The organism is Pseudomonas sp. MF4836 (assembly GCF_002018875.1).
In the GTDB taxonomy this organism is placed as follows: Bacteria; Pseudomonadota; Gammaproteobacteria; order Pseudomonadales; family Pseudomonadaceae; genus Aquipseudomonas.
The window spans coordinates 118,436-136,508 of record NZ_MVOL01000016.1 but is presented as its reverse complement, the minus strand read 5'-3'; the positions used below and the strand labels follow the sequence as shown (position 1 = coordinate 136,508).

The following is an 18,073-nucleotide window of genomic DNA, read 5'->3' as shown; positions in this document are numbered from 1 at the left end:
GTGGCCGTCAGTCGCCCTGCGCCACCTCGTTGCGCACCGCACCGGCGCGTGGCTGAGGGGCAACGGCGGGGGCCGGCTGGGCCTTGCGCCAGGTCAGCAGCACAATGCCGCCGACCACGATGGCGCCGCCCAGGATCTGCCCGGCATTGAGCATCTGGTCCAGCACCAGCCAGCCCATCAGCAAGGTGGCCAGGGGTTCGATGTTCATCACCGGGGCATTGCGCGGCATGTCCAGGCGCGGCACCGACATGAACAGCACGATAAAACCGGTGCCATACAGCACCACCAGGGTCGCCAGGGCCAGCCAGCCGGTGCTGCTTTGCGGCAGGTCGAGGCCGCCGGGCAGGGCGCCGCTGAGGCCGGCCAGGTTGACGCTGCTGAACACCACCAGGATCGTCAGCAGGCTGCGCACCGAGCCGCGCACCTGGGACAGCCGGTGATCGGTGATCCACAGCGCGCAGGCAAAGACGCTGGCGGCGCAGAACGCCAGGCCCACCCCCAGCAGCCATTGCGGGCCGACCTCGGTGCTGGCCGCCAGGCGCCCCGGCACGTCGAGCACCAGCACCAGCCCCACCAGGATCATCGCCATCAGCGCCGCCGTGCGCGCGGTAGGGCGCGGGCCGCCGAGGGCCCAGGTGAGCAGCGCCAGCAGGATCGGGAAGACGTTGGCCACCAGCAACGCCAGGGCCACCGGCACCCGTGCCACCGCCGAATACAGGCACAGGCTCTGGGCCGCGATCAGCAGCCCCAGCAGCAATTGCCAGCGCCAGGCGCCTGGGGCCAGGCGAATGCTCTGGCGCTGCCACAGCACCAGGCCGGCCAGCACCAGCAAGGTCCCGCCCGAGCGCAGCAGAATCGCCAGCAGCACCCCGGCCCCATCGTCGAAGGCGACCCGCGCCGCCACATGGTTGCCGGCGAAGGCACAGCCCATGCACAGCAGGATCAGCACCGCGAGTGGACGGGAAAAGGCGACGGGAGCAGCAGGCGAGGCAGTGGGCAGGGACATGGCAGTGAGTCTCGAACGCGGGGAGCCGGGTCAGGGCTGAAGCCGGACGGAGTGGGTTTTTTATTATGTTGTCGTACAACTTGGCTTGGGCTTTGTACCGCAATCGTCCAGGGGAGACAACCCTGTAGTCGCCATGGAATTGCAATGCGGGGGGAGTAAGGAGATGTTCGGGAGGAAGTCTCGGGCGAGCGCTGTCGTGCAAATCAGTCATGAGGTCGTATGACTGACTCTCGACCACGGCGACCCCATAAACGGTCGGGCCTGGTTCAAACGCCGGCGCCGGGTAGCACCGGCGCCTTAGTGCTTGTTGCCTGGACGAGCCTTGCCCTGGCCGCGCATGTACAGCGAGTCGGCGAGCTTCTGCCGGTCTTCCAGGCTGAGGCTGCCGGCAAAGTCGGCGAGGGCGGTTTCGACCCGGGCCCGCAGCGCGCTGTCGGCTTCCCGAGCGCGCCCCAGGTCGGCGTCCAGGGCATTGCGGTCGAGGGTCGGTTGCTGCAGGCGCTCGACCACATCCAGCCGCGCCTGGCGCCCGGCCAGGAGCAACGGTTGGCTGTCGATGCGGGTCTGGCGCAGCAATTGGCGCAGTTGCTGGCGGCTGACATCCGGCAGTTGCACCAGGGCCTTGCGCAGGCCGTGCTGGGGCTCCGCCACGGCCAGGGGTTGCGCCCGGTTGTGCCCCAGCCATTGGTAGAGGCCACCGGCCAGGCCGCCCACCAGGAATACGTTGAGCAGCAGCGACACCACCAGCAGGGTTTTCAGGGGCTTGTTGGGCTGGGTCACTGTTCGATCTCCTCGGCTGGGGTACTCAGAATGATCTCGGCATCGCTCTGTTCGAAGATGCTCGGCAGGGCTTCGGGCGAGCTGTGCAATGGCAGGCTCAGGGACACCACCAGCATCCCGGCGCCGATCCCCGCCAGGCCGACCCCGACAAATCCCGCCGGCGACAGCCAGCCTGCATAGCGCTGCCAGAACGAGCGCGGTCGAGGCCGGGGCGCACTGGCCGCGATCTGGTGGGCCAGGCCCGCAGGGGAGGGCGCCAGTTGATGGCTGTCGAGCCACTGGTCGAGCTCGCGGGCCTGGCGCAAGGCGTCCTGCACCGGGCCCGCGCCGCTGGCAAGCAGGGCCTGGGCTGCGGCTTGTTCGGCGACGGGCCAGCGTCGCAAGTCGGCACCGTAGGCGTCGGCTAAGTGACCAAAGCGTTCGGGCGTCATGGTTTTCCCCTTCCTAGGTCGGCAGTACCGGATGGTTCGGCAAGGTAGCTGCGCAGGTTGCGCCGGGCCCGCGAGAGCAGGCTTTCCAGGGCATCGACGCTGATGTTCATCAGCGCCGCGGCCTCGATGTTCGAAAGCTCCTGGTAGTACTGCAGCACGATGGCTTCGCGCTGGCGCTCGGGCAGCGCAGCCAGGGCTGCTTCCATTTGCGCGCTGCGGGCACTGGCCTCCAGTTGCTCCTCGGGGCGCGGCGCCGGGTCGATCACTTCGGGCAGTTCGTCGGCGTCGGCCCAGGGCCGCTCCTTGCGCCGCCGCAGGTGGTCGTAGCACAGGTTCAAGGCCACCCGGTGCAGCCAGGTGTCGAAACGTGCCTGGCCGGCGCGCCAGCTGGCGGCGTGTTTCCAGATCCGTAGAAAGCTTTCCTGGGCCACGTCCCGGGCTTCATCGGCGTCACCCAGCAGGCGCCCGGCCAGGGCCAGCAGGCGCGGTAGCTTGCGCGACACCATTTCATCGACAGCCTGGGGTTCGTTGTTGCCGATGCGGGTCAACAACTCGATGTCCGGATCAGGTTCGTTCAAATCGGCGGTTCTCGGTGCGTTGGCCGGGTAGCAGGGGCTGGCGCCGGGCACGGGGGCCAGGCGCCGGTCACAGGCTCAGCGCACCCAATGGCCTTCTTTCCAGTACCAGTTCGGCCCGCGCGCCTGCCAGTGGCCGGGTATCCAGCGCGCGCCGCGCATCGGCTGCCAATAGCCGGGAGCCCAGACATAACCGCGACCGCTCCAGCGCCAATGCCCACGATCCCAGGCGTAGCCGGGGCGTGGCCCGGGCGTGCGCTCGTACTGCATGGGCGGCGGCGCCTGGCGAATGATGACCTCGGTCTGGGCATAGGACGGGGCACTCGCCAGGGCCATGAGTGCCAGCGGAATCAGCAAGGCATGGCGTAACGCAAGCAGGGGGCGGGCAAGCTTCATGGCAACTCCTTCAGGCCTGCGTTCGCCAATGAACGCAGCTGATGGGTTGAACGATAGATAGGGAAAAGATCCGTCGCGAGCCACGCTGTTTTTTTTCACCGGGCCGCCCATTGCATGGCGGGCCCTCGGCGGCATGAAAAATCTCGGCAGCGGCCGACGGATTCCGGGCACTGCCCCCGTTCAAGGGTTACCAGGGCAGAGAACGTTGTTGCCGTTCCTGGCTTGCTGCAGGGCTACCGCCATTGAACCCATGAGGAATTTTCCATGTCCCGCTGTCTTAAATTACTCGCTTGTGTCGCGGTGCTGTTGACCCTCAACGGCTGCGTCTTCTACGGCCACCCTCATCCATGCTGCTGGCGTTATGGGTATGGCTACCACCGTTGAGAGAAGGAACAGCACCTGTAGCCGAGCCTGGCGGCAGCGGCTACAGGCGGAAGCCGAACGCTGTAGCCGCTGCCGCCAGGCTGCGGTTACACGGCGCTGCGGCTGTTTTGGCCGTCGATCAGGCGGTTGAGGTGCAAGGGGTTGGCGTTTTGCAGGGCTTCGGGGAGCAGGGCGTCGGGGCAGTTCTGGTAGCACACCGGGCGCAGGAAGCGCTCGATGGCCAGGCTGCCGACCGAGGTTCCGCGGGCATCCGAGGTGGCCGGGTAAGGGCCGCCATGGACCATCGCATCGCAGACTTCGACCCCGGTCGGGTAGCCGTTGAACAGCACCCGGCCGACCTTCTGTTCCAGCAGCGCCAGCAGCTCGCCATGGCCCTGCAACTCATCGGCCTCGCCAATCAGGGTCGCCGTCAGTTGCCCGTGCAGGGCCTGCAAGGCCTGTTGCAGTTGCGCCATGTCCGCCACTTCCACCAGCACCGTGGCCGGGCCGAACACCTCTTCCTGCAACAACGGGTCACCCTCCAGCAACAGGCTGACATCGGCCTTGAACAACTGCGGCTGCGCCTGTGGCCCCTGTTGCTCACGCCCGGACAAGTGCTGGATGCGCGGATGCTCATGCAGCGCTGCCACGCCTTTGGCGTAACTGGCCAGGGTTCCGGCGTTGAGCATGGTCTGCGCCGGCTGTTCCCCCAGCAGCGCCGCGAGGCGTTCGCTGAATGCGCTGAATTGCGCGCTGCGCAGGCCCAGCACCAACCCCGGGTTGGTACAGAACTGACCACAGCCCTGGACCACTGAAGCCGTCAGTTCGGCGGCGATTTTCTCACCGCGCACCCGCAGCGCTTCCGGCAGTACCAGTACTGGGTTGATGCTGCTCATCTCGGCAAACACCGGGATCGGCTGCGGCCGGGCGGCGGCCATGTCGCACAGGGCCCTTCCACCCTTGAGCGAACCGGTAAAGCCCACGGCCTGGATCGCCGGGTGCTTGACCAGGGCCTCGCCGACCCCGGCGCCATAGATCATGTTGAACACCCCCGGCGGCATGCCGGTCTGTTCGGCGGCGCGCAGGATCGCATCGGCCACCCACTCGGCCGTGGCCATATGGCCGCTGTGGGCCTTGAACACCACCGGGCAGCCCGCGGCGAGCGCGGCAGCGGTATCGCCGCCGGCGGTGGAGAAAGCGAGGGGGAAGTTGCTGGCGCCAAACACCGCCACCGGGCCGACGCCCATGCGGCATTGGCGCAGGTCGACCCGGGGCAGCGGCTGGCGTTCGGGCAGGGCGCGGTCGATCCGCGCGGCGTAAAAATCACCCCGGCGCAGCACTTCGGCAAACAGCCGCATCTGGCCGCTGGTGCGCCCGCGCTCGCCCTGGATCCGCCCGGCCGGCAGCGCGGTTTCGCGACCCACCAGGGCCACGAAATCATCGCCAAGGGCATCCAGTTGCTCGGCGATGGCGTCCAGAAATTGCGCTCTGCGGCTGGCCGCCAGGCTGCGAAATGCCGGGTAGGCCGCCGCTGCGGCGCGAGCGGCGGCATCGACTTCGGCCTCGGTGGCCTGGGTAAAGCGGTAGGGCAGGGCTTCGCCACTGCTGGCGTCATGGCTGTGCAGGGTGCGGTTGCCGGCGGCGCTGCGGGCGCCGCCGATGTAGTTGTGGCCGATGATCTGGGTCATGCAAGGCTCCTTGAGTGGTGGGTTCATGGCTCAGGCCAGCGAATTACCCCGGCCCGGGGCGGTTTGCGCAGCATCGTGGGCGGCAACCCGCACGGCCGCTTCGGCATCCACTTGATGCAGCGACTTGCCCCGGGTCTCGCGGGTCAGGCCGACGGCGACGATGGAGATCAGCGCGGCGCCCACCAGGTACCAGGCGATGGGTGTGGAGCTGTGGTACTTGTTCAGCAGGGTGATGGCGATCAGCGGCGCCAGGGAGCCGGCGAAGATCGGCGCCACCTGGTAGCACAGCGACAACGCGGTGTAGCGCACGTGGGTCTGGAACAGCTCGGCCATCAGCGCCGAGTAGGGCGCATAGGTCATGGACTCGATGGCCAGGCCCAGGGTGATGGCGGCCATGATCAGCCAGTTGTTGCCGGTGTCCATCATCGGAAAGCCGACAAAGCCCCAGAACGCGGTGAGCACGGCACCGGTCAGGTACACCGGTTTGCGCCCCACCAGATCCGACAGGTAGCCCATCAGCGGGATCATGAAAAAGTGCAGCAGGTGCGCGCCGAACATCAGCAGCAGGATCTCGGTGGTGTCCTTGTGCACCACCAGCTTGAGGTAGGTGATGGAGAAGGTGACCACGGTGTAATACAGGATGTTTTCCGCAAAGCGCGCGCCAATCCCCACCAGCACCGACCGCCAGTGGTGGCGCAGGACTTCGACCACCCCCAGCTGCTGGACCTTGTTTTTGGCCTGGCGGGCCTGGGTTTCCTTGAAGATTGGCGCGTCATCCACACTGGTGCGGATCCAGTAGCCGATCAGCACCACCACCGCCGAGAACCAGAACGCCACGCGCCAGCCCCAGGACAGGAACTGTTCTTCGGACAGGTTCGACGACAGCAGCAACAGCGCCACGGTGGCCACCAGGTTGCCGGCCGGAACCCCGGCCTGGGGCCAACTGGCCCAGAAGCCGCGACGGTTGTCCGGACAGTGTTCGGAGACCAGCAGAATCGCGCCGCCCCATTCACCGCCAAAGGCGAAGCCCTGGATCAGCCGCAGCAGCACCAGTAACACTGGCGCGGCGTAGCCGATACTGTCGAAACCGGGCAGGCAGCCCATGAGGAAGGTGGTGATGCCGACCACCACCAAACTCAGTTGCAGCAGGCGCTTGCGTCCGAATTTGTCACCGTAGTGACCGAACACCAGGCCGCCCAGGGGGCGTGCAAGAAAGCCCACGGCGTAGAGGGCGAAGGCGGCGATGATGCCGTCGATGGGGCTGTCGGTCTGGCGGAAGAACAACTGGCCGAAGACCAGGGCCGAGGCGGTGCCATACAGGAAGAATTCATACCATTCGGCGACTGTACCGGCCATGGCGGCGGCCACGACCCGTTTCAGGCCCGATGGAGTGGTGTGGTTCGAGGAAGCGGGGGAGGCTGGAAGAGTGGACATGCTGGCGTTTCCTGTGGGGGGCGCAGTAACGGGCAAGCCGGGCCGGGCCGTATAGGCCGGCCCGGCACCCACTCAGAGACCGACGTCCGGCAGATGCGGACGGTTGGCCAGGGCCTTGGCCATGATGCGCTCGACGAACTCGCGATCGGCTTGCGGCAAGGCCAGGCGTGGCGGACGGGTCAGGGCGCTGCCGCGACCGGCGATGGCTTCACACAGTTTGATGCACTGCACCAGGTCCGGGCGGGCATCGAGGTGCAGGATCGGCATCAGCCATTCGTAGATCGGCATGGCTTCTTCGTAACGGCCGGCCTTGGCCAGGCGGAAGATGGTTTCGCCTTCCTTGGGGAACACGTTGGACATGCCCGAGACCCAGCCCTCGGCACCCACCGCCAGGCTTTCCAGGACCACGTCGTCGAGGCCGGCGAACAGCACGAAGCGGTCGCCGACTTCATTGCGCACGTCGATAAAACGCCGGGTGTCGCCGGAAGAATCCTTGAAGCAGACCACGTTGTCGCAGTCGGCCAGGGAAATCAGGATGTCCGGGGTCACGTCGTTTTTGTAGATCGGCGGGTTGTTGTAGACCATCAGTGGCACGTCGGCATTCTTGGCCACGTAGCGGTAGTGCTCGGCGGTCTCGAATGGCTTGGAGCCGTAGACCAGGGCCGGCATCAGCATCACCCCGTCCACCCCGACCTTGCGCACGGCGTTGGCCACCTTGGCCGCCTGCACGCTGGTGAATTCGGCCACGCCGCAGATCACCGGGACCCGGCCGCGGGAGGCATCCACCGCGACTTCGGTCACGGCGATTTTTTCTTCGGCGGTCAGCGAGGTGTTTTCGCCCACCGAACCACACACCACCAGGCCCGAGACGCCGTCGCGGATCACGTTGGAAATCACCTGGTGGGTTTTCTCCAGGTTGATGGAGAAGTCGTCATTGAATTGAGTGGTCACCGCGGGGAAAACGCCACTCCAGTTGATGCGCTTGCTCATAGTAGTCTCCGGTTGTTAATTGTATTTCGTATACGATATTTGAAAGACCTAAGGTCGGCCAGCAGTATTTTGCAAATGGCCCGTGGTTTCGGGCTTTCTCGCTTTAAATCAAAGGGTTGGAAATCAGGCGCCGGGCCAGGTGTCCGACAACCGGTAGCCTTCAGGCCACGGATCGCTGGGGTCGAGCAGCAATTGATGGGTGCCGGTGATCCAGGCGCGCCCGGAAATGCACGGGTAAATGGCCGGGTGCCCGGCCACTTCGGTCAGGGAATCGATGCGGCAATGGAACTCGGAACCGAGGATCGAGCGCCCGATAAAGCGCTCGCCCACCTGCATCAAGCCCTTGGCCTGGAGCACCGCCATGCGCGCCGAACACCCGGTGCCGGTGGGGGAGCGGTCGATCTTGCCGGGTTGGATCACCACCGCGTTGGCGCCGGTGGCCACGCCGTTCTCATTGACGATGGGCGCGGCGATCTGGCAGAACGAAATATGCGACCACTCAGGGTTCAGAGGGTGCACAAAACCCAGTTGTTCGTTGGCCGCGCGGGTGATTTTCAGGCCGATCTCCACCAGCTCCCGGGCCTCGTCTGGGCGGATGGCAAAGCCCAGGCGCTGGGCATCGGCGATCACAAAGCTGTCGCCGCCATAGGCCGTGTCGACCTGCAGCGAACCCAGGCCCTCGACCTCGATCCAGGCGTCCAGACGGTCGGCGAATGACGGCACGTTCTTCACCTCCACCCGCTGCACCTTGCCATCGCGGCACTCGGCCACGACTTCGATCAAGCCGCCGGGAGCTTCGAGCACCAGGTGCGTCTGCGGTTCGGTCATCGGCAGGATGCCGCTGTCGAGCAGCACCGTGGCCACGCACAGCGAGTTGGAGCCGGACATCGGCGGAGTGTCGGCCGGCTCCATGATGATCCAGCCCATCTGCGCCCGTGGGTCCTTGGCCGGCACCAGCAGGTTGACGTGGCGGAACACCCCGCCGCGCGGTTCGTTGAGCACGAAGTTGCGCAGGGTCTGGTCCTGGGCGATCCAGCGCGATTGCTCCCACACCGTGGCCCCCGGGGGCGGTGCGACGCCGCCGACGATCACATCGCCGACTTCGCCTTCGGCGTGGCAGCTGACCACATGAATGACTTTCGATGAACGCATTGCCTGCTCCTACTTGACCGATTTGAGGAAGGCCGCCGTTTCCGGCTGCTGGGGGTTGCCGATGACCTGGTCGGGGGAACCGATTTCATGCACCAGGCCATTGCGGAAGAACGCCACGCGGTCGGACACATCGCGGGCGAAGCGGATTTCGTGGGTCACCAGGACCATGGTCATGCCGTCTTCGGCGAGCATGCGCATGGTGTCCAGCACCTCGCCCACCAGTTGCGGGTCGAGGGCCGAGGTGGCTTCGTCGAACAGCATGTAGTCCGGCGACATGGCCAGGGCCCGGGCGATCGCCATGCGTTGCTGCTGGCCGCCGGACAGCTTGCCGGGGAAGGTCTTGAGCTTGTCTCCCAGGCCGACATGGGTCAGTTGCTGGACCGCCAGCGCCTCGGCTTCCTGACGGCTTTTGCCGAGCACCTTGCGCGGGGCGAGCATGACGTTCTCCAGCACCGTCAGGTGGGGGAAGGCGTTCCATTGCTGGAACACTATGCCGATGCGCTGACGCAGGCGATTGAGGTCGGTGGCACGGTTGTGCACCTCAACCCCGTCGACGCGGATGCTGCCTTTCTGGATCGGCTCCAGGCCGTTGATGCACATCAACAGGGTCGACTTGCCGGAGCCGGAGCCACCGATGATCGACACCACTTCGCCTTTTTGCACGGTCAGGCTCACGCCCTTGACCACTTCGAGGTCGCCGAAGGATTTGTATACGTTGTCGATCTCAATCATTTTCTTGCCACCTTCTTTCCAGACGAGCGCCCAGGCGAGCGACCACCAGGCTCATGACGTAGTAGATAAGGCCCGCGATGCACAGCACCAGCAGCGGTTCCTGAATGCGGGTGACGATGGTTTGCGAGGCGCGCAGCAGCTCGACGATGCCGATCCACATCACCAGCGCGGTGTCTTTCATCACGCTCAGGACCAGGTTCAGCCAGCCGGGGAAGGCCACGCGCGAGGCCATCGGCAGCACTATCCAGCGCAGGTCCTGCAAGTAACTCAGGCCGAGGGAGCGACTGGCGCGGCGCACCGTCAACGGCACCGCGAGCACGCCGCTGCGCACGATCTCGGTGAAGTACGCGGCGGCGTAGATCCCGAGCACGATGCAGCCGACGCTGAAGGCGCTGATGTTGAGGCCGACAATGCTTTTGAACGAGTTGAACAGGACGAACTGGATCAACAGCGGCACGCTGCGAAACACGTCCAGGACCCAGGCCAGGGGCAGGCTGGCGCGCGGCAGCAGGGCCCGCAGCAAACCGAAAAACAGCCCGGCGACCGAGCCGAGGATGATGGCCCAGAAGGTCAGTTGTACCGTGACCCAGGCCCCGCTGAGCAGGAACAGCACATCGTTGCTGGTAAGACTGGTGGAAAACATGGATGCGCCCTCAGTAACGGAACAGGCGCCAGGCCAACAGCCGGGCTACCGCGACGATCAGCTTGGAAATCAGGTAATAGAGCACCGCCGCGATGGCGAAGTACTCGAAGGTGCGGAACGTCTTGACGTTGTAGTCCTGGGTCACGCCGGTGAGGTCGTTGTTGAGCCCGACGATCACCCCCAGCGAGGTCATCAGTACCGCCCACACCATCTGGTTGGTCAGGGGGTAGAACACCACCCTCAGCAACTGCGGGACGATGATCATGCGGTAGGTCTGGAACGCGCTCATGCCCAGGGAGCGTGCCGCGCGGACCTGGGTCGTGGGCACGGCCTTGAGCCCGCCGCGAAAGTTCTCGGCCAGGTAGCCGGCATTGTTGAACGTGATCCCGGCCAGCAGGGCGAACCAGGAACTGACGTGCAGCCCGAGGGAGCCGAGGCCGAAATACAGGATGTAGATCTGGAACAGCGACGGCGTGTTGCGGGCGATCGACACCCAGGCGTTGCCGATGCCGCGCAGCACCGGCTGCCGGGCTTCACGCATCACCGTCAGGGCCAGGGCGATCAGCACGCCGAAGATCATCGACAGCGCGGCGGTCTCGAAGGTCACCAGGGCACCGGCCAGCATGTCGGGCAAGGCCCGTAGCGCCGAGCGCCATTGGAAGGTGTAGTCAAACATGCGCGGGGCTCTCCAGGGGGGCGACGGGTTCGAGCCAGGCCGGCAGGCGGCCGCTGGCGTTACCGGTGCAGGCGCTGTCGACACAGTCGGCCAGGCTCGCGAAATGCACCGGGCGGCCTACCAGCCCGGGGGCGTAGTGGGCGTATTTGCCGGAGTTGGTCATCAGGGTGCGGGCGCCGGGCGGGATCACCGGTTCGCCGAGCATGCACCAGCAGGTGTCGGTGATCAGGGTCGCGCCAAATGCCTCCAGCGCTGCGATGTCCCCGGCGGCGCGGGCCTGTTCCAGCACAGCCCGGCCGCAGGTGATCGCCAGCACCACCCCGGGGTGTTTATGCCGGCCTTGGCACAGCCGAGCCAGGGTGGCGAACTCGCTGGCGGAAAAGTGCGGGTTGCCCAGGGACACCACGTCCACCTGGGGATTCCTGGCGCTGTTGAGCTCGGCCCAACTGGCGCGCAGGTCGGCGAGCTGGATGCGCTCCACCGGCAGCGCCACGCCCGGTTCCAGCACCTGGGCCGGGTCCAGCGCCTCGGGGGTGACCCCGGCGATATGGAACAGCGGCGCCGCCGACGTGGTGGCAAAGGCGGCGCCGAAAGCCTTGAGGTCGTCGAGACTGGGCTGCGCCCGTTCCAGCCCCAGCACCAGGGGGATGCGGCTGCCGGCCAGGTTGCCGATGTGATAACCCAGCAGCGGGTAGAAGGCGTCGTCGAGGGCGGCCAATGGCGGCAGCTCGATCTGCAGGCGGGCCTTGCGCTGAGCGTCCAGGTGGCAGCCGACCAGGGGCGCGCGGCCGCTGAGGGCAATGCAGATGTCCAGGTAATCCGGGTATTTCAGGGTGCGTGCGCCGAGCACGCTGTTGGCGTACACCACGGCGTTGGATTCGGCCCAGACAATCTGTTCGCCGGCCTTGGGGGCGCTGTCCAGCAGGTAGGGCGCGCAGGTGAAACTCAGTTGCGCGCCCATGGCCATATAGGCATCGCCCAGGGCACTGGCGGGTTCGCCGAGGGCGGCGTCGATGCCCAGTTCGCGCCAGCGGCGCTGGTCCACGGAAATCGAATTGAGGGTGGTCGGGACCCGCACCTGTGCACCCCATTGCACCAGTTGTTCGGCGAACCGCAGGCTGGCCGGCCCGGTATAGATGCAACCGTCGATATGGGCCTGGGTCACATCCACCAGGCTGCGTGCACCTTGCAGCTCGGCCATGCGCAGCACGATCTGCATCGCCACCTGGGCGGCCTTGCCGTGGGTGCCGGCGAGCAGCGCCTGGTCATGGGCGGTGAGTGTGATCGAGGTTGGCCGGGTGTCGGGTTGCGGGCTGTCGCGGTACGGGGCCAGGGCCGGCGGTGCTTGCGCGAACAGGCTCAGCGCATCGCCTTCAACCCGGGCGAACGCGCTGCCGCGCAAGGTGGCGAAGGCCTCCCGGCCGATGCACAGCACCGGCAGGGAACGCTGGAAAATGGTCTGTGCCACCAGCACGCCCAGGGTCAGGATCTCATCGGCCTCGGCCAGCACCAGAGCGGCCGGTGCATGGCCATTGCTGATCAGCTCCATCAGCACGCTGCTGCCGGTGCACGAGCCGCGGCCGCTGGGGATGGCCAGCACCCGGCCGGCCAGGCACTCGCCGCTCAAGGGGTGATGCCGATCGATGACTTCGCCGCTGACCGGGTCGACCCCGCCCCAGAAGCTCAGCCCGACTTCGGCGAACAGCAGGGGGCCTTGGGCGGCCCCCGCTACCAGACTGCGACCGCTCAGGGCAGTGGGCGTGCTGGGCATGCCGGTCACCTTAGTAGTAGACCTTTGGCACGGTCAGGTCGGTGGGCGGGATCTCGCTGCCGACCCATTTCACGAACAGCTCCTTGTAGCGCCCGGTGCGCACCTGCTGGTTGACGAACAGGTTGAGGTAGTTGATCAGCCCGTACTCGTTGCGCTTGGCACCCAGGGACACGTAATCCACCACATAGGGTGCGTTACCGGCGATTTTCAGGTTCTTGTACTTGCCGGATTTGAGGGTGGCGGCGGCCACGGTGTTGGTGACCACGGTGGCGTCGATATGGCCTTGGGCGACGGCGAGGATGGTGTCGTTCTGCGACTGATAGGCGCGGAAACTACCGCTGCCCCATTGCTTGACGTCTTTCTCCAGGGCAATGGCTTCATAGGTGCCGCTGGTGTTGCCCAGGGCCTTGCCCTTGATGTCGTCGAAGCTGTTGATACCGGTGTTGTCCCGGGTCAGCACCACCATCTGGAAGGCGAAGTAGGGCACGGTCAGGCCGACGGTCTTGGCGCGCTCCAGCGTGTCGGAAGTCGAGGCGACAATCACATCGGCGCGGCCCGAGACCAGGGCCGGGATCCGGTCGGGGAAGGGTGTTTCCACCACCTCGGCATCCACCCCGAGGACTTTTGCCAAGTCATTGCAGTAATCGACGTCAAAGCCGGCGGGCTTGTTGCTTTCATCGCGAAAACCCATGGGCGGGAAGTCCAGGGTCACCGCGCAGCGCAGCTTGCCGGAGCCGATGATGTCATCGAGCTTGTCGGCCTGGGCGGTGGCGATAAAGGAACTGCTGAGAACGGCGGTGAGGGCTACGGCAAAAGCGGGGTTTTTCATAGGTGCCTCGTTAGCGCAAAGGTGGGGGGCAATCGTATTGTGAATTTCGTATACGATATTTTATTAGCAATGGGCGTGCCTGTTTTTCCCCGTTACCTGGAATTAATTCACCGATCCTTGCCGGAGAGCCGTTGCACCCCGCTAGACCCGCTTCAGTGGCGCCACCGGTCTAAAGTCGGTGCAGCCGTGGTGTTACATAAGGGAGCAACCACTCCCCGCGACGCCCATTAAAGGAACACCGCCCGTAGCTGCTGCCGAGCGCGCGAGGCCGGCTTGGGCGCCGTGGAGTGTCAGGGGATTTATGCGGTGGTATCGCGGGCGAGTGCAGCCTGGCGGCAGCGGCTACAGGGTGTCAGGGGCATGCGGGGGGCATCGAGCTGGAGTCGCTGCCGAGCCCGCGAGGCGGCGCTGGTCGGGGTGGACGCCGCAGAGTGTCAGGGGATTTATGCGGCGGTGTTGCGGGCCAGCGCCGTCTGGCAGCAGCGGCTACAGGGTGTCAGGGACATCGGGCTGTAGCCGCTGCCGAGCGCGCGAGGCCGGCATGGGCGCCGTGGATCTCAGGTCTTTACGCAGTGCCGCAACGGCTGGCCGTCAATGCGCACAAGGCAGGTGTTCGAACAGGGTCTTGCAGACGCCGGCGATGTGTTCGTCCAGCAGGGCCACGGCCTGTTCGACGTTGCCGTCGCGGCAGGCCTGGAGGATTTCCCGGTGTTCGTGGTCGGCGCGGTCCTTGCCGGCCGAGAGGCTCATCTGCATGCGCAGGTAGCGTTCCAGCTTGTCGTTGACCGAGCGGATCAGGCTCACCAGAAACGGCCGTTGCGCCGGTTCATACAGGCAGGCGTGCAGCTCCCAGTTGAGTTCGGCCCAGCGCCCGACGTCGTTTTCGCCGATGAACTCCTGGCAGATCCGCTCGGCCCGGGCGAAGGTCTCTTCGGTCATGTTGGGGATCGCCAAGCGCAGTGCCTTGTCTTCAAGCAGCATGCGCACCTCGAACATTTGCGCCAGTTCCGCTTCCGAGATCCGCGTGACCATGGCCCCGCGGTTGCGCTGGAACATCACCAGACCCTCGGCTTCCAGGCGCTTGAGGGCCTCGCGCACCGGGATCTTGCTGACGTTGAACTGACGGGCGATATCGTCCTGGCGAATCGGCTCGTCCTCGTCGAAATGCCCGGCGACGATGGCGTCGCGCAGATGCCGGGTGATGATCTCTGAGGTGGAGGGCGTGTTGCCCAGGTCCGGGGCGTTGAGTCGAGGTAGGTTCACAATGGCGGTCGTTCGAAAGGAGATGGGGGATATGGTATACGAATTTGCTCCAGGCGTTGTTCGCACGGGTCGCCAACGGTAGCGACCAGGTCGGTTTCGGTCTGGTCCTACCCCTTGGCGTCGCTGACCCGAGCCTCAGCCGAGCGTCTTGAGCACCTGGGCGAAACCCTCGGCGGTCCATTCCTTGCGATCCGACACCTGGCCATCGCCCAACTCGACGAGGCGCAGTACACCGTCAGCGCGCTGCACCACATCCACCGAGAAAAAGGGGCTGTCGATCAACCGCGCGCAACGTTGCACCAGCGCCGGCACCTCGCCATCGGCGCCGTAGGCCCGGCCTCTGGCGACAAAGTAGCGCCGCTCGGTGTGCTCAAGGTAATCCTCGCGCTTTCTGACGCACACGCCGCCTTCTATCTGCCCGCGGTACTGGCGCATCTGCTCCACCAGTCGGGCGATCTGCGCCACGTTCGCCACCAGCGCCCCACCAGCGGTGTTGAGGGATTTCACATAGTCCTTGATGAAATACCCCGGCCAGTCCAGCCCATGCAGGGCCTGGGTGAAGTCGGCGTCGGCGGGCAGCACCCGGGTCTCGCTGGTGTGCTCGGTCAGCAACGGGTACCACTCCGGCAGGTGGTGACAACGCCGGTATTGAGCGGGATCGGTCAACGCCGTGGCACCCAGGACGCGCAGGGCTTCGACCAAGCTGATGTACACCGGCGGCGTCAGCATCCAGCCGCGATACAGCACCGTGCTGCCCTCGGGAATGGCCGGGTGTGCCTTGAGCCGGCCGGCCTCGAAGTCTTCGAAACAGAACAGCGAAGCCTCCAGGCCCAGGGCCCGGGCGGCGGCATATTCGTCCTGATAGGTCTCGTCGACCTGCTTCGGATCAAACGGGTCGCTTGGATACAGTAAATGCATGGCGTGCTCCGCCGCTGGAAAAAGGGCGCGGGTCACTGGCTGCCAGCGGCGCTTCGCTGGACCAGGGCGCGGATGATTTCAAACAATTCGTCTTCGGCTTGCAGGGCGCTGATCTCACCGTTCGCGGCCGCGTGGGACAGGGCTTCGGCGGCGCCGAGCATGGCCCGCAGCGGGGCGTCGCCGATACCGTTGCCAGCGGCGAACGGAGCCAGGGCGCGGCGGCATTTTTCGATGAAGATCGCCTCGTATTCACCCTTGATCTGCTCCAGCTCCGGCGAACTGGCCAGGGCCGCGATCACCCCGGGGATCTCCCGCCCCTGCAGCGACACACAGGCCACATAGGACGCGGCGATCACCCGGGCGCGGCTGTCGAGGGTGGCTTCGCTGCGCTCCAGGGCGGCGTCCATCACGGCGGTCTGGCGTTGATCGAAGTCCTGGTACAGCGCCGCCAACAGCCCCGGCCGGGTGCTGAAGTGGTCATACACCACCGGCTTGGTCACCCCGGCCTGCTCGGCCAGCCGGCCCAGGGTCAGGGCTTCGGTGCCTTCCTCGCGGACCAGTTGCCAGGCGACGTCGAGCAGCTGGCGCAGGCGATCTTCCCGCGTCAGGCGGCGACGAGGCGGGGCGGTTTCGGACGGTGGCGGGTTGAGATCGCTTGACATGACTTATATACCAAAAGTAACTTATGGTGATTAACTTACTAATCGTAGCTTGCGCAGTGTATAGGGCCGACCCCGTGCCCTCAATCTGCCTTTCAACCTCTGTGGAGCCTGAACCATGCATGCCCTGATCGTTGTCGCCCATCACGACCCGATGTCCCTGACCCACAGCCTGGCGGCGCAGGTTGCCGCTGGTCTGGCCGAAGCAGGACATACCTGGGAAATCGCCGACCTGTCGGCCCAGGGTTTCGACCCCAGGTTCAACCCCGGTGACCACGCGGTGCACCGCCAGCAGGTCGCGCCGCCGGCCGATGTTGCCGCCGAGCAGGTCCGAATCGACGGCGCCGACGCGCTGGTGCTGGTCTACCCGGTGTACTGGTGGTCGATGCCGGGGCTGCTCAAGGGCTGGATCGACCGTGTGTTCGCCAACGGCTGGGCCTTTGATTACAGCCCCGAGGCCAAGCTGCTGAAAAAACTGCGCCACCTGAACGTGCACCTGCTGGCCCTGGGCGGCGCCGACGCCGGCACCTTCGAGCGCCATGGTTATGCCAAGGCGATGCAGACCCAGATCGACCACGGCATCTTTGATTACTGCGGCGCCCGCGTCGCCAGCTCGCACTTGCTGCTCGACTCGGAAAGCCGCGACCCCCGCCCGCACCTGGATCTTGCCCGCAACCTGGGGCTGGAGCTGTTCGTCCAGGCGCCAGCGTCCGCCGCCCACGCGCACTGACCCCGCGCACTGGCGCCATGGGCTGAAAAGCCCTTGCACCGCCCGGGGGGAGATCGCGCATCATGGGCGCACTCAGCCCACGGAGGTTTTCATGCACGTCATCTCATCCCTCGGGCGCCTGGCCCTGGTGTCCATCGGCCTGTTGCTGGCCGCCCCGGCCATGGCCGCCGACGAGGCGCAGTTGGTGCAGTCGATCAACAGCTACCGCGGCCAGCTCCAGCGCTGCGCTGGCCAGGTGTCCCACGAGCTGCCGCCGCTGACCAGCGACCCGCGCCTGGTACTGTCTGCCGGCAGTGTCGGTGATTTGCAGCAGGCCCTGACCCGGGCCGCGTACCCCATGGTCAATGTGCAGGCCATCAGCTTGTCCGGGCCACGGGATGCCGCCGCGGCGATGCAGGCGGTGCAGGAAAGCTTCTGCCAGGTGGTGCTCGACCCGCAGTTTGTCGACATCGGCGTCAGCCGCGAAGGCCGTGAATGGCGCATCGTCCTTGCCCGGCCATTGCTGGCGGCGCGCCTCGGAGACTGGCAGGCAGAAGGGCAACAGCTGTTGCAGTTGCTCAACGCGGCCCGCGCCCAGCCTCGCCAATGCGGGGCCCAGGCCTTTGCCGCCAGCGCGCCGCTGGCCTGGAACGCGCAACTGGGGGCTGCTGCCGAAGGTCATAGCCGGGCCATGGCCAACCAGAACTTTTTTGATCATAAGGACCGCGACGGCCGCACCCCGGGGGATCGGGCCGAGCTGGCGGGGTATGCCGGCGGGCAGATCGGCGAGAACATCGCCGCCGGCCAGGATTCGGCGCGCAAGGTGCTCGACGGCTGGCTGACCAGCCCCGGGCACTGCGCCAACCTGATGAACCCGGCCTTTCGCGAATTGGGCGCGGCCTACGCCGTGGACCCGAAAAGCGACGCGGGGATCTACTGGACCGCGCTGTTCGGCGCGCCCTGAGCCCCCGGCTCCCGGGCGTTTGCGGCACCGGATGGCCAAGGTTTTTTCGGGCAGGGTGGAATGATCGTGCGCCGCCAGTGTCGATTCTATGAGC

The 18,073-nt window shown here is 66.0% G+C and carries 19 protein-coding genes; 2 read left to right on the top strand and 17 right to left on the bottom strand.

Annotated elements, in window-relative coordinates; all coding sequences use genetic code 11:
* Positions 1–7 precede the first annotated feature (7 nt).
* The 17 genes from MF4836_RS29735 to MF4836_RS29650 all read right to left on the bottom strand — a co-directional run bounded on the left by MF4836_RS29735 (position 8) and on the right by MF4836_RS29650 (position 16,309).
* Complete coding sequence (locus MF4836_RS29735) at positions 8–1,006, bottom strand: EamA family transporter (RefSeq protein WP_078473358.1); 999 nt, start codon at positions 1,004–1,006, stop codon at positions 8–10.
* 297 nt (positions 1,007–1,303) lie between these two features.
* Positions 1,304–1,786, bottom strand: a complete 483-nt coding sequence (locus MF4836_RS29730) for a periplasmic heavy metal sensor (RefSeq protein ID WP_078473357.1) — start codon at positions 1,784–1,786, stop codon at positions 1,304–1,306.
* Positions 1,783–2,217 (bottom strand): hypothetical protein, encoded by a 435-nt coding sequence (locus MF4836_RS29725; RefSeq protein WP_078473356.1) that lies wholly within the window; start codon positions 2,215–2,217, stop codon positions 1,783–1,785. The genes MF4836_RS29730 and MF4836_RS29725 overlap by 4 nt, the downstream gene beginning before the upstream one ends.
* Entirely contained in the window at positions 2,214–2,795 is a 582-nt protein-coding gene (locus MF4836_RS29720) for an RNA polymerase sigma factor (RefSeq protein ID WP_078473355.1), read from the bottom strand. The genes MF4836_RS29725 and MF4836_RS29720 overlap by 4 nt, the downstream gene beginning before the upstream one ends.
* Positions 2,796–2,870: 75 nt before the next feature.
* Complete coding sequence (locus tag MF4836_RS29715; RefSeq protein ID WP_078473354.1) at positions 2,871–3,188, bottom strand: YXWGXW repeat-containing protein; 318 nt, start codon at positions 3,186–3,188, stop codon at positions 2,871–2,873.
* Positions 3,189–3,658: 470 nt separating this feature from the next.
* Positions 3,659–5,239, bottom strand: coding sequence for an aldehyde dehydrogenase (NADP(+)) (locus MF4836_RS29710; protein ID WP_078473353.1), 1,581 nt, complete (start codon positions 5,237–5,239; stop codon positions 3,659–3,661).
* 30 nt (positions 5,240–5,269) lie between these two features.
* Positions 5,270–6,673, bottom strand: coding sequence for a fosfomycin efflux MFS transporter AbaF (gene abaF / locus MF4836_RS29705; RefSeq protein ID WP_078473352.1), 1,404 nt, complete (start codon positions 6,671–6,673; stop codon positions 5,270–5,272).
* Positions 6,674–6,745: 72 nt separating this feature from the next.
* Positions 6,746–7,663 carry a dihydrodipicolinate synthase family protein gene (locus MF4836_RS29700; RefSeq protein WP_020296191.1) on the bottom strand — a complete coding sequence of 306 codons (918 nt, stop codon included), beginning with the start codon at positions 7,661–7,663 and terminating at the stop codon, positions 6,746–6,748.
* Between the two features lie 123 nt (positions 7,664–7,786).
* Positions 7,787–8,815, bottom strand: coding sequence for a trans-3-hydroxy-L-proline dehydratase (locus tag MF4836_RS29695; RefSeq protein WP_078473351.1), 1,029 nt, complete (start codon positions 8,813–8,815; stop codon positions 7,787–7,789).
* A gap of 9 nt (positions 8,816–8,824) precedes the next feature.
* Positions 8,825–9,547 (bottom strand): amino acid ABC transporter ATP-binding protein, encoded by a 723-nt coding sequence (locus tag MF4836_RS29690; protein ID WP_078473350.1) that lies wholly within the window; start codon positions 9,545–9,547, stop codon positions 8,825–8,827.
* Positions 9,540–10,190 carry an amino acid ABC transporter permease gene (locus tag MF4836_RS29685; protein WP_020296188.1) on the bottom strand — a complete coding sequence of 217 codons (651 nt, stop codon included), beginning with the start codon at positions 10,188–10,190 and terminating at the stop codon, positions 9,540–9,542. Before MF4836_RS29685 ends, MF4836_RS29690 begins: the two co-directional genes overlap by 8 nt.
* Before the next feature lie 10 nt (positions 10,191–10,200).
* On the bottom strand, positions 10,201–10,866 hold the full coding sequence (locus MF4836_RS29680; RefSeq protein WP_020296187.1) for an amino acid ABC transporter permease: 666 nt from the start codon (positions 10,864–10,866) through the stop codon (positions 10,201–10,203).
* Positions 10,859–12,637, bottom strand: a complete 1,779-nt coding sequence (lhpI, locus tag MF4836_RS29675; protein WP_078473349.1) for a cis-3-hydroxy-L-proline dehydratase — start codon at positions 12,635–12,637, stop codon at positions 10,859–10,861. The genes MF4836_RS29680 and lhpI overlap by 8 nt, the downstream gene beginning before the upstream one ends.
* Before the next feature lie 10 nt (positions 12,638–12,647).
* A complete protein-coding gene (locus MF4836_RS29670) occupies positions 12,648–13,466 on the bottom strand; it encodes an ABC transporter substrate-binding protein (RefSeq protein ID WP_078473348.1) in 819 nt (272 codons plus the stop codon).
* A gap of 591 nt (positions 13,467–14,057) precedes the next feature.
* Positions 14,058–14,729 (bottom strand): GntR family transcriptional regulator, encoded by a 672-nt coding sequence (locus tag MF4836_RS29660; RefSeq protein ID WP_043228938.1) that lies wholly within the window; start codon positions 14,727–14,729, stop codon positions 14,058–14,060.
* A 135-nt stretch (positions 14,730–14,864) separates the two neighbouring features.
* A complete protein-coding gene (locus tag MF4836_RS29655) occupies positions 14,865–15,647 on the bottom strand; it encodes an ATP-grasp domain-containing protein (protein ID WP_078473346.1) in 783 nt (260 codons plus the stop codon).
* A gap of 32 nt (positions 15,648–15,679) precedes the next feature.
* Complete coding sequence (locus tag MF4836_RS29650) at positions 15,680–16,309, bottom strand: TetR/AcrR family transcriptional regulator (RefSeq protein WP_078473345.1); 630 nt, start codon at positions 16,307–16,309, stop codon at positions 15,680–15,682.
* A 115-nt stretch (positions 16,310–16,424) separates the two neighbouring features.
* Here MF4836_RS29650 and MF4836_RS29645 point away from each other — a divergent pair, with 115 nt between their 5' ends.
* The gene (locus tag MF4836_RS29645) at positions 16,425–17,036 is read left to right on the top strand and encodes an NAD(P)H-dependent oxidoreductase (RefSeq protein WP_078473344.1); all 612 of its coding nucleotides are present in this window, start codon (positions 16,425–16,427) and stop codon (positions 17,034–17,036) included.
* 91 nt (positions 17,037–17,127) lie between these two features.
* Positions 17,128–17,979, top strand: coding sequence for a CAP domain-containing protein (locus MF4836_RS29640; RefSeq protein WP_078473343.1), 852 nt, complete (start codon positions 17,128–17,130; stop codon positions 17,977–17,979).
* Positions 17,980–18,073: the final 94 nt, after the last annotated feature.